Consider the following 14,353-nt stretch of genomic DNA (forward strand, 5'->3'; position numbering starts at 1 on the left):
TATAAGGTTCTATTTTTTTAGTGGTTTCTATTTATTTTGCTTCGTCAGCAGACCATACCAGTTTGCCGTCTACCCAAGTTTTCACAGGCCAGCCTTTGAGCTTCCAGCCTGTAAAAGGAGTGTTGCGTCCTTTGCTGGCAAACGTTTGCGGATCAACTGCCTGCTCCTGCTCCAGATCAATCATGGTCAGGTCAGCTGGAGCTCCTTCTTCCAGGCGTCCCGTATCAAGGCGGAAGACACGCGCTGGATCAGCAGTCATACGACGCACCAGAAAGTCCAGCGTCCACTGTCCGGTAGCTACGAATTTCGTGTACAACAGCGGGAAGGCCGTCTCAAATCCAACGATCCCGAATGGCGCCAGCTCCATCCCTCTTGCCTTCTCTTCCTCACTGTGCGCTGCATGGTCGGTTACGACGATGTCAATCGTACCGTCTTCCAGTCCCTCGATGCATGCCTGCACATCACGTGGGGAGCGTAGCGGAGGATTCATTTTCCAGTTCGCATCCAGCCCAGGAATGTCCTCATCTGACAATACCAAGTGGTGTGGGCATACCTCAGCCGTTACCTTGATACCAAAAGATTTCGCGTGGCGGATTAACCGCACTGACTGCTCTGTGCTGACATGGCATACATGATAGTGTGCCCCGGTTGCCTCGGATAACAAAATGTCACGTCCGACGTGAATGGCTTCGGATTCGTTCGGAATGCCTTTAAGTCCGTGGCGCTTGGCAAATTCGCCGTCCGTCACAGCCGCTCCTTCAACAAGCGTGTTATCTTCACAGTGTGCAATAACCGGCATATCTAGTGCCTTGGCCCACGCCATGGCGTCCTTCATCATTTGCGCGCTTTGCACCCCGACACCATCGTCAGTAAAGCCGATTGCACCTGCTGCTTTGAGCGCTTCAAAATCTGTCAGCTCACGACCCAGTTCGTTTTTCGTAATGGCTGCGTAAGGAAGAACCTTGGCAAACCCGGCTTCCTGTCCCTTTTTCAATACCAGCTGGACTGTGTCAACATTGTCCGTCACTGGACGTGTGTTTGGCATGCAGGCAATCGTCGTAAATCCGCCTTTCACCGCCGCACGGCTGCCCGTTTCAATTGTTTCTTTATATTCAAAGCCAGGTTCTCTCAGATGCACATGCATGTCGATTAAACCGGGGATGACCAGCTTGCCCTGGGCGTCGATTTTTTCGACTTCGCGCTCCTGTCCAGATGCCCCTTCTTCTACAAGTAGGCTAACTCCAGCATCCGCATTTGCGATAGCCAAAATCTTTCCGTCGGCGATTAGGATGGATTTCAATTCAGCCTCGCCCTGCTCGTTCAATACGCTTGCATTCATAATTAATTGTTTCATCTGAAATATTCCTCCGCTCAGTTTTCTGCAACTTTTCCTACGATCCTACTGACAGTTTCTACAGCTTCATTGCCCGTTCCATAACCGCCATGCGGATCGGAACCCCGTTTGCCATTTGTGGAAAAATTCGTGATTGTTCGCTTTCCACAACCGCACTATCAATTTCCACGTTCCGATTCACTGGAGCTGGATGCATGATAATTGTTCCGGGCTTCAGGTTCGCTGCTCTTTTCTCTGTCAAACCGTACTGCTCTCGGTACTCATCCGCTGAGCGCAACATCCCTTCGGCATGCCGTTCCAGCTGTACCCGAAGCATCATGACCACGTCCGCCTGTAGTGCCTCTTGCATCGGAACATAAGGCGCGTACGCCGCAAGATCAGGTGCTTGCATATTATCAGGAGCGCAGAAGCTAACCTTGGCTCCGAATTTTTGCAAGGCCCACAGATTCGAGCGAGCGACACGGCTGTGCAGAATGTCTCCTATGATGGATACTCTCAAGCCTTTAAGCTCACCGAAAGTTTTGCGCATGGTGTACAGGTCCAGCAGAGCCTGTGTCGGATGCTCATTGTTGCCGTCCCCTGCATTAACCAGTGGAACACTGACCTTCTCAGCAAGCTCTTGCAGCACCCCGGCTGGCTTTAACCGGATGACTCCTGCATCAATGCCCATGGATTCGAGCGTACGTACTGTATCGTAAATGGACTCCCCTTTTTCCACACTGGAAGCCGCAGCGGAAAAGTTCAAAACCTGAGCGCCCAGCCGCTTCTCTGCCATCTCAAAAGAAAAGCGGGTGCGAGTGCTGTTTTCAAAAAACATGTTGGCCGCAAAGCGTGATTGCAGTACTGGAACCAGTTTTTCTGGTTGATATTCCCAATAATGAGCACGATCCAGAATGGACTCGATTTCATTTCGGCTAAGTTCCTTTAACCCGAGCAGGCTACGTTCTTTAAGTTGACTGGCTGTTGTGATCATAGCTGTTCCCCCCGGTTCTGAATGATTGTCACTTCGTCCTTACCGTCCGTCTCTTGAAGGGCTACTACGATTTCCTCAGATTTGGAGGTCGGGATGTTCTTGCCGATGTAATCCGGACGAATCGGAAGCTCACGGTGTCCGCGATCTGCTAGCACTGCCAGCTGAATCATTTGCGGTCGTCCGCAGTGCATCAATGCATCCATCGCCGCGCGGATGGTGCGGCCTGTGTACAGCACATCGTCAAAGAGAATGACTTTCTTATCATGAACCGATACGTCAGCAGGATTCATCAAAAGCTCTTTTCCATTTCCTTTAGCTTCAGCTACGCTGCTCCGGTCATCCCGGTAGGCTGTGACATCCAGCTCTCCCCATGGAATTGGTGCGCCTTCAATCTCAGCAATTTTTTCAGCCAGGCGTTGCGCCAGATGAACTCCGCGTGTTCGAATACCTACTAGCACACAATCGTCAATACCTTTGTTTTTCTCCAAAATTTCATGTGCAATCCGTGTCAATGCCCGACGAATCGCAATTTCATCCATCAGTACATGTGTTTCATGACTCATGCTTCCAGCCTCCTCAGGTGATGTTCCCTTCAGACCTGGTCCCGTGTTCGGATACAAAAAAGACTCCTTGCCCAAGTTTGGCAAGGAGTCTCGTGTGAACAGTCTTCTACTGTTCTCCGATCTCTCGGACACACTGAAGACATACCGCCGCAGCGGATGCACTGATCAGTGATCCATTCACGTTACCTTGCCAGCCTCACGGGACTGATTTAAAGGTGCTATTCAGGATTTCCTTTGTCCTGCTTCTCATAGTGTGAGATGGTTAGCCATCTCTTGGACAAAGTTCATCGCAACTACAAGAAGTATGACAGATTGAAAATCGTGTGTCAACACCAGTTCAACCGGAACCACCGGAAGCACTCTAATAATTATACAACTTCATTGTATAATTATCCATAGTTGTTTTTACCCATACCTTATCCCACAATAAAAAAACCGCCATTTAGGCGGTTTAACTTAATAATTTATTCAGGTTTGTGAATAGGAATGCAAATTGTCATTGTTTTAGCGACTACGCAGGGACGCTAACACATCCTCCATATCAGGAGGGATCGGTCTGTTGAATTCCATGTACTCTCCAGTGGATGGATGCTTAAAGCCCAGTACCGCCGCATGCAGCGCCTGACCATCCATACGAACCCCTTTGCTGCGCCCATACATAGGGTCGCCAACCAATGGGTGTCCAATAAATTTCATGTGAACACGAATTTGGTGTGTGCGTCCTGTTTCCAATTGAAGTTCAAGCAGGGTATAATCCCCCAACCGTTCAATGACGAGAAAATGGGTGACTGCATGCTTGCTGTTACGTTCCGTCACTGTGAACAATTTACGATCACCGGAATCGCGGCCAATCGGAGCATCTACCGTTCCCTGATCGTGGCTCAAATGACCGTGAACTAAGGCGATATATTTCCGAGTCACACTATGGTCCTTAAGCTGTGCTGCAAGTGATGCGTGAGCCTGATCATTTTTAGCCGCCATCAGCAGTCCTGATGTATCCTTATCAATACGGTGAACAATACCAGGACGTAATTCCCCGTTGATGCCGGAAAGATCGTGACAGTGGTACATCAGTGCGTTAACCAATGTTCCCGAAGAGTGTCCCGGTGCAGGATGCACGACCAGACCACGTTGCTTGTTAATAACAATAACGTCCGAGTCCTCGTAAACGACATCCAACGGAATATTTTCCGGTACAATATCTACACTTTCTGGCTCCGGTACCGATAATACAATACGATCTCCTTCAGCCAGCTTGTAGTTCGCCTTGATCGCCGTACCGTTCACCAGCACGCGACCGTTTCCGATCCACAGCTGTATCTGAGAACGAGACACTTCCTTCATTTCTTCGGCGATATATTTGTCTATACGCGTTTTGGCATCCCCGGAATCGGCCGTCCATTCCAGAGATTCACCCTCCAGTTCGTCCTCATAAGACAGACCTGCGGCTTCGCCGTTTTCATTCACTTCGCTCATGCTATGACTTCCCTTCAATGCTATCATTGCCATTTCCTTTTTCCCGACGCGATTCCAGCAATGTATCCAAAATAATCAGTGCTACACCGATGACAATTGCCGAATCTGCCACATTAAAAACGGGGAACGTATAGCTTCCAAAATTAAATTGTGCAAAATCAACTACTTCCCCTGAAATAGCTCGATCCAAAAAGTTACCGACTGCTCCCCCCAGCACCAAACTTAGCGCAACAGGAAGTAGCTTCTGTCCAGCCTTGACTGTTTTTCGCAGGTACCAGACGATACCAATCACCACTACAATTGTAATCACGATAAAAAGCCAACGTTGACCTTCCAAAATCCCAAAAGCGGCTCCACGATTTCGATGGGAGGTGATTAAAAAGAAATTGCCGATGACTGGTATTTGTTCGTACAATTCCATCCGCGTAGCCACCAAATATTTGACTCCCTGATCAATCAAAAAAATAATTAGCGCAATACCAAAATAAATCACAGTCCTTCGTCACTCCGATCCGCTTATATCCGTTGTTGAACCCATTTATTGTAGCATAAGCATTCTCAGATCGTCCACGAATCCCGCAAGCTTCAAGTACAGATCATTCATAAAATGAACTCCTTCGCATTTGATTAGAATTTCCTATGTAAAAGAGGTCTTCCCGGTGCAAACTACATGGAGCATACTCGACACAACGCATGCGCATGTAAACCTAGAACAAGGAGAGGATTCCATGTCCCCATTGACGGAGCAACAATTGCAGGGCTTGCGTAACGAACTGCTGGAACGCAAAAAAGAAATTGAGCATCGTTTGCAAAACAACGACCATTACGGACTCGGCGATTCCCAACGCGACCAAACCGGCGAGCTTTCTCCTATTGATAACCACCCAGGAGACCTGGCTACCGAAACCTACGAGCGAGCCAAGGATATTTCCTTACTGGAACACGACGAATTCCAATTAGAACGCATCGAATCAGCTCTGATGGCTATGGAAAAGGGGACGTATGGCATTTGTGCCGCCAGCGGTAAACCCATTCCCTATGAGCGCCTACTGGCTGTTCCCTATACCATTTACTGTAAAGAGTACAGTCCCGAAACAGAAGTGTCTAACCGCCGCCCAGTAGAGGAAGAATTTCTCGCTCCCTCGTTCGGCAGAACGAGTCTGGATGAGCGTGATGATCAAAACGGCTTCGACGGTGAAGATGCTTGGCAGATCGTCGAAAATTGGGGTACATCTAACACACCAGCCATGGCTGAAAGTGGAGAAATCCACAGTTATGATGATATGGAAATTGAAGCAGGCGATGATAATATGGGCTTCGTTGAGCCATACGAAAGCTTTATTGCTACTGACATTTATGGACAAAATGTATCTGTTATTCGCAGCTCCATTTATCAGCGTTATATCGAAGATGGCGAGGGCGAAGGTCTACTGGAGCCGGATACGCACGAAGACGAATCGTGAACTTCAAAGTGGAGATCGCTGCCTAATAGGTGGTAAGCTCCAATTGTCGCTGTACGATCCGTACAATATCAGCGATATAATCACCGATAATCGGCAAATTCAACGCTCCGAGCACTTGCAGCACATAAATAATGGTAGCGGCAAAAAAAGTAAAACCTAGCGCGATGCCGATTCCCCGGGAAACGCCTGATATTAGATTTAGCCAGAGTAATCGCCAAGGCTTATTCAGCAGCAAAGCGTAATCTGCAATTCGTGTCCGTTCCATCTGCTCTGACACAGCACGTATCAGCTTTTCAACACGACTTAATTGCTCTGCCTGATTACCTGTTTTGCTTTTATCTGCGGCTATGGCAGCCCCTTCTCCGTTTACCCCTCGGAGACTCCTTCCCTGTCTACGCCTTGATCGTGCCGTCATATGCACAATCCCCCTTTTCCCATGGCTGCCCTGAACGCAGCAAACGAGCCGAAGCACGTAACGGAGAAAACCCGTTTCCGATGCTTAGGCTCGTTTTTATATGCTGCCTGTTATTGTATTATGGGACAGGGGGCTTGTAATTATTCCCCAATATGAACGCCGATGGTTTTACCGTTCACTTCCACATGTTCTGCCGGTTCGGCTTGACCAAATGTCACAGTAGTAACCAATACGTTCTCACGCAACACAGAGTCGAAGCTTTCGATGGCCAGACGCAGCTCATTATCTACATCCAACGTCAACGCCACATACTTTTCAATCGGCAGATCCAGTTTTTTACGATAATCCTGTACCGCACGAACCACTTCACGTACCCAGCCCTCTTGCTCCAGCTCCGGTGTAATGTCTGTGTTCAACGCTACCGTTAAGCCATAACCGGAAGCAGAAGCGAAGCCTTCTTTTGCTTTTTTCTCCACCAGCAATTCTTCGGCCGTAACTTGCAGTTCTTCACCTTCTGGAGAAGTGACGTTTAACACTCCTTTTTCTACAACAGAACGGGTATCCTCAGCAGACATTCCCTTGAAAAAGTTTTGTAGAAAACCGACATTTTTGCCGTATTTCTTGCCTGCTACTTTCAAATTCAGTTTCAGTGTAAAATCTACAAAGCCGCTATCGTCCGTCTCCACATGAATATGCTTCACGTTAATCTCATCTTTGATGATTTCCTCATAGCCACTCAGTTCAAAATCCTGATCCATGGACAGAATCAACTCGGACAACGGTTGACGCGTTTTCAAACCCGTTTCGTTGCGGACGTTACGCGCCAATTCGACGACACGGCGTGCCGTTTCCATATCTCGTTCCAGTTCCGGATCGATCAAGGATTCATTGGCAGTCGGATAATCATCCAGATGAACACTTTCCCCGTTGCTTAGGTTGAGGTAAATATCCTCTGCAAGCAGTGGTGTAAACGGCGCAAGCAGTTTGGCAGTCGTTAACAGCACTTCGGTCAGTGTACGGTATGCATCCAGCTTATCTTCTGTAAGACCATTGCCCCAGAATCGGTCGCGTGAACGACGGATATACCAGTTGCTCAGCTCATCCACAAACGATTCAATTGCTTTAGATGAGTTCAGGAAGTCATTTACAGCCAGCGCTTTGTCCACTACCAAAATGAGGCTGTTCAGACGGGACAAAATCCAACGATCCAACTTATGAGCCGATGGTTTGAACGGATGCTGTGCCGGATCAAATCCGTCGATATCCGCATACAAGGTCAGAAAAGCGTGTGTATTGACAAGCGTATCGACCAGCTTCGATTTAGCCTCGCCTACAATGCCTTTGGAGAAACGTTTGCTATTCCATGGTGCACTATCGGACAGCAATGCCCAACGGAAAGCATCTGTACCGTACTCGTCAATCACTTCCCACGGATCAATAACATTGCCCTTGGATTTAGACATTTTCTGCCCTTGCTCATCCAGTACATGGCCTGTCGCCATGACAGCTTTATAAGGAGCTTTGCCAGTCAGCATAGTCGAAACCGCAAGCAAGCTATAGAACCAGCCACGAGTCTGGTCAATTCCTTCACAGATCATATCTGCCGGAAATTGCTGCTCGAACGTTTCATTATTTTCAAAAGGATAATGATGCTGTGCAAACGGCATGGAGCCACTATCGAACCATACGTCGATTACTTCCGGTGTACGAGTCATTTCGTACTTACCGCATTGACTACGAACCTTAATATCATCTACATATGGTTTGTGCAGCTCAATGTCCGCTGGTACATCGCCAATCGCACGTTCCCTCAATTCAGCAATACTATGTGGAGCGAACTGTTCTCCAGTTTCCTCACAAACCCAGATGTTTAGTGGTGTACCCCAATAGCGATCGCGACTGATGTTCCAATCCACCAGTTCCTCCAAAAACTTGCCAAAACGTCCTTCACGTATATGCCCCGGGTACCATTCGACTTCGCTGTTGTTGGCAATCAATTGATCCTTGATCGCAGTTGTTTTGATAAACCAGCTGTCCATAGCATAGTACAATAATGGAGTGTCGCAGCGCCAGCAGAACGGATAGCTATGCTCGTATTTTTCCTTGCTGTACAGCAAGCCTTTTTCGGACAGCATTTTAACAATATCTACATCACAGTCTTTAACAAAACGGCCTGCAAAATCAGTGATTTCCTCTACATAGTTACCTTGAAGATCCACCACGTTGATAAATTCAACACCATTTTCACGGCATACCCGGTAATCATCCTCACCATGCGCCGGAGCCATATGAACGATACCTGTACCGCTGGAGTCTGTTACGAACTTCGCACCCAGAATCTGATTACCCTTCTCAACCTGAAAATACGTAAATGGCGGGGTATACGTTTGGCCAACCAGTTCTGAACCGGATAGCGTGCCAATCACTTCATGATCGCCTTTAATTACGTCCTCAACCAGATTTTTAGCAACGATGTATACACCGTCTTCCTGCTTCACACGTGCATATTCCAGTTCAGGGTTGACGGCGAGCGCCACGTGACTCGGCAAGGTCCAAGGCGTTGTCGTCCAAGCCAGTACATATTCACCACTGCTATGCAGCTTGAATTTAGCCGTGGCGCTCAGATCCTTCACATCTTTGTAGCCCTGCGCTACTTCATGAGAACTTAGCGTCGTTTGACAATCCGGGCAATATGGACTCACACGATGACCACGATACAGCAGATCTTTTTCATGAATCGTCGCCAAAATGTTCCATACACTCTCGATATAGTTATTATCCAATGTAATGTACGGGTTATCGAGGTCTGTCCAATATCCGATTGCTTCGGTTAAATCACGCCATTGTTGCTCATACTCAAACACGCTCGCCTTACATTTTTTAATAAACTTTTCAACACCGTATTCTTCAATTTCAGGTTTGTGGGAGATTCCCAGCTGCTTTTGTACACCCAATTCTACCGGCAAGCCATGCGTGTCCCAGCCTGCCTTACGTACGACGCGGTATCCCTTCATTGTCTGATAGCGACCGACGAAATCCTTAATTACACGGCCCAGCACGTGACCGATATGCGGTTTACCGTTAGCTGTTGGTGGGCCTTCATAAAACACAAAATTTGGCTTTCCTTCACGATTTGTGATGGATTTACGGAATGTGTCCTCCTGCTTCCATTTGCTCAGGATGCGTAGGTCACGAGACCGTGCTTTTTCTTTAACATCCACTCTGTTCATACTGTCATACTCCCTCTCTGCTCATCATTGATTTCTCTAGCATTTCCTAAAAAAAGCAACAAAAAAAGCCCCATCCCTGTAAAGGGACGAGACTGTGCTCGCGTTACCACCCTGATTCCGTAAAAACAGACCATTAAAAATACAGTCTCATCACGGCTCTCTGAGCCCCACTCAACTACAGCAGGGCGCCATTATAACGCATGGCAAACGGTGATTGCTTACACACGCCATAAATCTTAAGCGCTTCAGCTCACTTCTCCGGGAGGATCTTCGGTCATGTTCTGAACGTTGGCTTGCACCGGAAGGCCAACTCTCTGAGGGACAAATCATGACGTACTCGTTCCCATCAACGAATTAAACATGTTAAATTCATCGAAATCAGCAACATCGTTGCCTTGAATAACAATCATCAGCCTACAGACGGATAATCATTGAATTCAGTATAGTATTTACAGTTATAGCCTGTTTAAAGATAAAAGTCAACCCTAACAAAGCCTAATAAAAGCTTGTCAGAAATGAAATTAGTAAATTTCTTTCATCTCACGCTCGCGCTCCAGTACTTCGCGTTCCCGGTTTTCAAGTGCTTCCCAGCCGTCTTGGCTTAACAAGTCAAGCTGTGCTTCCACCAGTGTACGAAACCGTGCTCGGTAAATCGATGCCTGCTTCTTCAGTTCTTCAACCTCCAACGCGATCTTGCGGGATTTGGACAATGCTTCGTTCACAATACGGTCCGCATTTTTTTCCGCTTCCTTCACGATCAGTTGGGATTCTTTCTTGGCGTTGTTACGAACTTCATCTGCCGCTTCCTGCGCTACGATAATCGTCTTACTCAGCGTGTCCTCAATCGTCGCGAAATGATCGAGCTTCTCCTGTACGTTCAACAACTCGGTGCTGAGTTCTTTATTTTCACGAATAACGCCCTCGTAATCTTTGATCACCTGATCCAAAAATTCATTAACCTGATCCTCATCATAACCGCGAAGCCGGCGGGCAAATTCCTTGTTATGTATATCCAATGGCGTTAATGGCATGCCGTCCACCTCCTATAAGATTGACAAAAAATACATTTTCCGCGTCACGACGCTCACTATCATCTATCGGTCATCATACCCCGTTTTGTGAATACTGTACAGAGCAAAATCGTTCCAGTTCTTCGCTATAGCTTAATTCTTTCGACAGAAAGCTCGTGATTCCTGCCTACAGCTATACAAACTTACCAATTTTGACACGGAATCTTCCCTTTTTTGTCATCCCGTCTGTTTCAAGCACTTTGAAACGCCCAAAACCCTGCATGGAAATAACGTCCCCCGCTTTAAGTGGAGTGGATGGATTCTCCTCCACCTTCCAATTTACCCGGCACCGCCCCGCCCGGATCGGTGTTAATATTTTACTTCGGCTTAACTTGTACACGTCGCTGGCAATACCGTCCAGGCGCAAAGAAGCGACCGTCAGATCTAGCGCATCTAATGCAACTTCCTTCGTTCGCAGACTCGCTACAGGCAACAGTTCTGTCCATACATGAACACGATGTACCTGCTGTAAATGCATCGTCATAAAATCACCAATCTCTGAAGCTACCAATACATGGCACCCATCATCCAGTACATGAATGTCCCCGATTTTCCCACGTTTGATTCCAAGCCCCAGTAGGGCACCTAGATAATCACCGTGCTCAAGGGTACCTATTTTATGATCGTCAGATGTGATGGAAAGGACCTGAATCCCCATCTCCTCACCGTCCAAATACGAATAATCGGGCGCAATAAGCGCCCGCTTTCGTTCCGAAGCCATGTATCCGCCATCTACCCTAATCGTGACCTTGTCTTCCTTCGAAGCAAGTGTCTCCAATATGTACTGTTGGCGCGGGTCCAAAAAATCAGTCAGCTTCTGCTCATGATAAGCTCCCGCATGACTGATCCATTCGGAAGCGCGATCCACATAGTCCCGTTCATCCGGGTGAAAATGCTCATAAATCTCAGTTCGCATAACTCCTCCTAGACGAAATTACCAATTAAAGAAATCAAACCGTACGACGCAAAACGCAGAGCAATCAGCGCAACGATGGGTGAAATATCAATCATCCCGAAGATTGGCGGTATAAACCTGCGAAAAGGAGACAAATACGGCTCCACAAACTTGGCAAGTAAATCACCAATTACACTCTCTCTGGCATTAGGAAGCCAAGACAGCAGAACATATGCAATGATCATGTACGAATAAATCTGAAATAGCCAGTAAATTACCTCGATCAAGAAAAGTTCACCTCATTCTGTTAAGTTCTTGTTCAGTGTCAGCCAGTATTTCTGTAATAGAGCCTTGAATCTCAACCGTATCTGGTGTACACAGAAAAATATTATTCCCGACCTTGGAAATACCACCACCCAGTGCATACACAGTACCACTCAAAAAATCAATAATGCGCAGCGCCTGATCCTTGCGAATTCGTTGCAAATTAACTACGACGGTGCGATGGGAACGGATATGGTCGGCAATTTCCTGTGCTTCATCATAAGAACGCGGCTCATACAGGACAACTTTCACATTTTTCTGTGAATGGATGCTGACAACATTAGTGCCCTTCTGGTTCTTACGTTTATCAAAGCTTGGGGTTTCAATTTCTTGATCTTCCGGCGTATTCATAACCTCTCGCTCTATAACTTCCTCTTCTTCCTGAAGCCCCAGAAAGTTCATGAACTTATTCATTACGCCCAATGGAAATCCTCCTCTCGTCCGACCAGTACGGAACCAAGCCGCAGCCAGGTCGCTCCCTCTTCAACTGCCACTTCAAAATCATTGGACATCCCCATTGACAAGTGAACGATGGGTTCTCTGGTCAAGGCTTGTCCATTTAACGTATCCCGTAATTCACGCAATCCCCGAAACACAGGCCGAGTTTTTTCCGGGTCTTCTTCATGAGGAGCCATCGTCATCAAGCCAATCACGTCCACATGCTCCAACTCACGAATTTGTTCCAAAAAGGGAACAACCGCCTCAGAGGACAAGCCATATTTGGACATTTCCCCAGAAATATTGACTTGCACAAAAGCTTTGACTCGCAGTCCCAGAGCGGCTGCCTTCTTGTCCAATTCCTGAGCGAGCGATAAGCGGTCAAGCGAATGTATAAATTTAAATTTTCCAATCACATCTTTAACCTTATTCGTTTGGAGATGACCAATAAAATGCCATGTTCCCCGGTCACCCAACTTGCTCCATTTATCCGCAGCATCCTGCCAGCGATTTTCGCCCACATGCTCCAAGTTGCTATCCAATACAGATGTCATTGTCGCCGCCGAAACATATTTCGTGACAGCGATCACATTAACTTCATCACGCGAACGTCCGCTTCGGGCACATGCCGCTTCTACACGGGCATTCACTTCTTTAATTCGTTCCTCCAAAGACACGGGAGGACTCACCTCTCTTCCAGACCAATCCAACTCGCCATTCTTCCTGTGACGCCGCCTTCTTTGCGATATGAAAAAAACAAATCGCTACGGCTACTCGTGCATAAGGTAGTACATTCGATATAGCTCGGCAATATTCCTGCTTTCATCATAATGTGTCGATTGCATTGTTTCAAGTCAAGTAGTGTTTTTCCGTCGGTTAAGGGGAAGTAAACAGAACCTTCCCATTTATCATTACCCGGGCAATCATGCTCCAAAACCCGAATTTGGCTCATCACGTGCTCATCCACCTCATAGGATTCAGAACCAATAGAAGGACCGATAGCTGCTAGCAGATCGGACGGCTGAGATCCATATTCGTTCTGCATGATCTGTACCATTTTCAATGCAATTTCCGCAACGGTTCCCTTCCAGCCTGCATGCGCCAACCCAATCACACGGCGCACTGGATCACAAAAATATAATGGTACACAGTCTGCATAAAAGGACGTCAGCAAAATGCCAGGTACATTCGTCAAAAGTCCATCTGTGTCCTGAAAAGCGGATGTACGATCCCTAAAGCCCCGCCCACGATCAGCAGCCTTGACGACAACAACATGATTACCATGAACCTGCTCACCGCACGTCCATGCTTCAGCAGCAAAACCAAGCTGCTCAGCAATGAGCTGCCGATTACGAATGACTTTCTCGGGGTCATCCCCTACATGAAACGCACAGTTCAGACTAGCGTAGGGCACCTCACTGACACCGCCATGACGACCTGTAAAACCCGCTGTTAATCCCTGAACCTGTCGCTCCCAAGATTGAATATATAACAACTCCGGTACGGGACGTCCGCCATCTTGCATTGACGTAGCCCCCGTAGCCTCGGTATTCACTACAAATGGTTCCATTCATTCTCACCTCTACTGCCCAGTGTACCAAAAAGCCGCCGCCGTGTCTTCACAACACACTAAAATACGTAGATCTGCAAGTTCAGAAGCCCCTTCGGTCACTCCGCTCTTGACGTTCGATATACAACTTTTCTTCCCCTTCACCCGGCGGCTCTTGCAATCCTTCCAGTCGTACAAGCACAACATCCGAACCAATTTTCACAATGTTGCGCCACGGAATGACCAACTCGCTTCCGCCTCCAAACCAGCCCATAAAACGGCTGCTGCCTGGAACCACAATGGCTTCAATTTTCCCCTGCCGCACGTCGATCTCCAAATCACTGATTTGTCCCAGGCGTCGTCCATCTACAATGTTAATGACATCCTTGGTTTGAAACTCGGAAATTTTCATTGCTCTTACTGACGTTTCCGGTGCACTCACACGCATCACATCCTTTATTTCACTATATGAGCGGAAGAGCCCAAAAAATGTCCTGTAAACGCAAAAACGATCCGAGTAGGATCGTCAGGCTGTCGAGAAAGTCTCGACAGCTTTTTTTATGTTCATTTTATTTAAGACGACACCGCGTTAATGTTATATAA

Annotated in this window: 15 protein-coding genes and 1 other annotated feature; of the genes, 1 reads left to right on the plus strand and 14 read right to left on the minus strand. The window is 47.4% G+C overall.

The window, feature by feature from the left end; all coding sequences use genetic code 11:
* Positions 1-31: 31 nt before the first annotated feature.
* The 5 genes from NLX78_RS08050 to lspA all read right to left on the minus strand — a co-directional run bounded on the left by NLX78_RS08050 (position 32) and on the right by lspA (position 4,859).
* The gene (locus NLX78_RS08050) at positions 32-1,354 is read right to left on the minus strand and encodes a dihydroorotase (RefSeq protein ID WP_254350108.1); all 1,323 of its coding nucleotides are present in this window, start codon (positions 1,352-1,354) and stop codon (positions 32-34) included.
* Positions 1,355-1,412: 58 nt separating this feature from the next.
* Positions 1,413-2,327 (minus strand): aspartate carbamoyltransferase catalytic subunit, encoded by a 915-nt coding sequence (locus NLX78_RS08055; RefSeq protein WP_069289975.1) that lies wholly within the window; start codon positions 2,325-2,327, stop codon positions 1,413-1,415.
* Positions 2,324-2,890 (minus strand): bifunctional pyr operon transcriptional regulator/uracil phosphoribosyltransferase PyrR, encoded by a 567-nt coding sequence (gene pyrR / locus NLX78_RS08060; protein ID WP_023989428.1) that lies wholly within the window; start codon positions 2,888-2,890, stop codon positions 2,324-2,326. The genes NLX78_RS08055 and pyrR overlap by 4 nt, the downstream gene beginning before the upstream one ends.
* A gap of 504 nt (positions 2,891-3,394) precedes the next feature.
* Positions 3,395-4,366 (minus strand): RluA family pseudouridine synthase, encoded by a 972-nt coding sequence (locus NLX78_RS08065; protein ID WP_069289976.1) that lies wholly within the window; start codon positions 4,364-4,366, stop codon positions 3,395-3,397.
* 1 nt (position 4,367) lies between these two features.
* Positions 4,368-4,859 carry a signal peptidase II gene (lspA, locus tag NLX78_RS08070; RefSeq protein WP_254350109.1) on the minus strand — a complete coding sequence of 164 codons (492 nt, stop codon included), beginning with the start codon at positions 4,857-4,859 and terminating at the stop codon, positions 4,368-4,370.
* A gap of 235 nt (positions 4,860-5,094) precedes the next feature.
* On the opposite strand from lspA, the gene NLX78_RS08075 reads away from it, so the two are divergent.
* Entirely contained in the window at positions 5,095-5,829 is a 735-nt protein-coding gene (locus NLX78_RS08075) for a TraR/DksA C4-type zinc finger protein (RefSeq protein ID WP_069289977.1), read from the plus strand.
* A 22-nt stretch (positions 5,830-5,851) separates the two neighbouring features.
* Here the strand turns inward: NLX78_RS08075 and NLX78_RS08080 are convergent, their stop codons facing one another.
* The 9 genes from NLX78_RS08080 to NLX78_RS08120 form a co-directional block, all read right to left on the minus strand.
* Positions 5,852-6,244 carry a DUF5665 domain-containing protein gene (locus tag NLX78_RS08080; RefSeq protein ID WP_250268823.1) on the minus strand — a complete coding sequence of 131 codons (393 nt, stop codon included), beginning with the start codon at positions 6,242-6,244 and terminating at the stop codon, positions 5,852-5,854.
* A gap of 140 nt (positions 6,245-6,384) precedes the next feature.
* The gene (ileS, locus tag NLX78_RS08085) at positions 6,385-9,474 is read right to left on the minus strand and encodes an isoleucine--tRNA ligase (protein WP_254350110.1); all 3,090 of its coding nucleotides are present in this window, start codon (positions 9,472-9,474) and stop codon (positions 6,385-6,387) included.
* 79 nt (positions 9,475-9,553) lie between these two features.
* Positions 9,554-9,833: a binding site (T-box leader), on the minus strand.
* 162 nt (positions 9,834-9,995) lie between these two features.
* Positions 9,996-10,505, minus strand: coding sequence for a DivIVA domain-containing protein (locus NLX78_RS08090; protein WP_023989434.1), 510 nt, complete (start codon positions 10,503-10,505; stop codon positions 9,996-9,998).
* 172 nt (positions 10,506-10,677) lie between these two features.
* Positions 10,678-11,460: a YlmH family RNA-binding protein gene (locus NLX78_RS08095; protein WP_069289980.1), complete on the minus strand. Its 783-nt coding sequence runs from the start codon at positions 11,458-11,460 to the stop codon at positions 10,678-10,680.
* 8 nt (positions 11,461-11,468) lie between these two features.
* Positions 11,469-11,726 (minus strand): YggT family protein, encoded by a 258-nt coding sequence (locus tag NLX78_RS08100; protein WP_023989436.1) that lies wholly within the window; start codon positions 11,724-11,726, stop codon positions 11,469-11,471.
* Between the two features lie 7 nt (positions 11,727-11,733).
* Entirely contained in the window at positions 11,734-12,186 is a 453-nt protein-coding gene (locus tag NLX78_RS08105) for a cell division protein SepF (RefSeq protein ID WP_013311078.1), read from the minus strand.
* Complete coding sequence (locus NLX78_RS08110; protein ID WP_254350111.1) at positions 12,177-12,878, minus strand: YggS family pyridoxal phosphate-dependent enzyme; 702 nt, start codon at positions 12,876-12,878, stop codon at positions 12,177-12,179. Before NLX78_RS08110 ends, NLX78_RS08105 begins: the two co-directional genes overlap by 10 nt.
* Before the next feature lie 8 nt (positions 12,879-12,886).
* On the minus strand, positions 12,887-13,771 hold the full coding sequence (gene pgeF / locus NLX78_RS08115) for a peptidoglycan editing factor PgeF (RefSeq protein ID WP_254350112.1): 885 nt from the start codon (positions 13,769-13,771) through the stop codon (positions 12,887-12,889).
* Positions 13,772-13,853: 82 nt separating this feature from the next.
* The gene (locus NLX78_RS08120) at positions 13,854-14,198 is read right to left on the minus strand and encodes a YlmC/YmxH family sporulation protein (protein WP_172828260.1); all 345 of its coding nucleotides are present in this window, start codon (positions 14,196-14,198) and stop codon (positions 13,854-13,856) included.
* Positions 14,199-14,353 lie beyond the last annotated feature (155 nt).

This window comes from Paenibacillus sp. Lou8.1 (assembly GCF_024213565.1).
Taxonomy (GTDB): Bacteria; Bacillota; Bacilli; order Paenibacillales; family Paenibacillaceae; genus Paenibacillus; species Paenibacillus polymyxa_B.

Coding starts and splice junctions, on each gene's coding strand:
- NLX78_RS08050 (WP_254350108.1), bottom strand. CDS start 1,354: ATGAAACAATTAATTATGAATGCAAGCGTATTGAACGAGCAGGGCGAG.
- NLX78_RS08055 (WP_069289975.1), bottom strand. CDS start 2,327: ATGATCACAACAGCCAGTCAACTTAAAGAACGTAGCCTGCTCGGGTTA.
- pyrR (WP_023989428.1), bottom strand. CDS start 2,890: ATGAGTCATGAAACACATGTACTGATGGATGAAATTGCGATTCGTCGG.
- NLX78_RS08065 (WP_069289976.1), bottom strand. CDS start 4,366: ATGAGCGAAGTGAATGAAAACGGCGAAGCCGCAGGTCTGTCTTATGAG.
- NLX78_RS08075 (WP_069289977.1), top strand. CDS start 5,095: ATGTCCCCATTGACGGAGCAACAATTGCAGGGCTTGCGTAACGAACTG.
- NLX78_RS08080 (WP_250268823.1), bottom strand. CDS start 6,244: ATGACGGCACGATCAAGGCGTAGACAGGGAAGGAGTCTCCGAGGGGTA.
- ileS (WP_254350110.1), bottom strand. CDS start 9,474: ATGAACAGAGTGGATGTTAAAGAAAAAGCACGGTCTCGTGACCTACGC.
- NLX78_RS08090 (WP_023989434.1), bottom strand. CDS start 10,505: ATGCCATTAACGCCATTGGATATACATAACAAGGAATTTGCCCGCCGG.
- NLX78_RS08095 (WP_069289980.1), bottom strand. CDS start 11,460: ATGCGAACTGAGATTTATGAGCATTTTCACCCGGATGAACGGGACTAT.
- pgeF (WP_254350112.1), bottom strand. CDS start 13,771: ATGGAACCATTTGTAGTGAATACCGAGGCTACGGGGGCTACGTCAATG.
- NLX78_RS08120 (WP_172828260.1), bottom strand. CDS start 14,198: ATGCGTGTGAGTGCACCGGAAACGTCAGTAAGAGCAATGAAAATTTCC.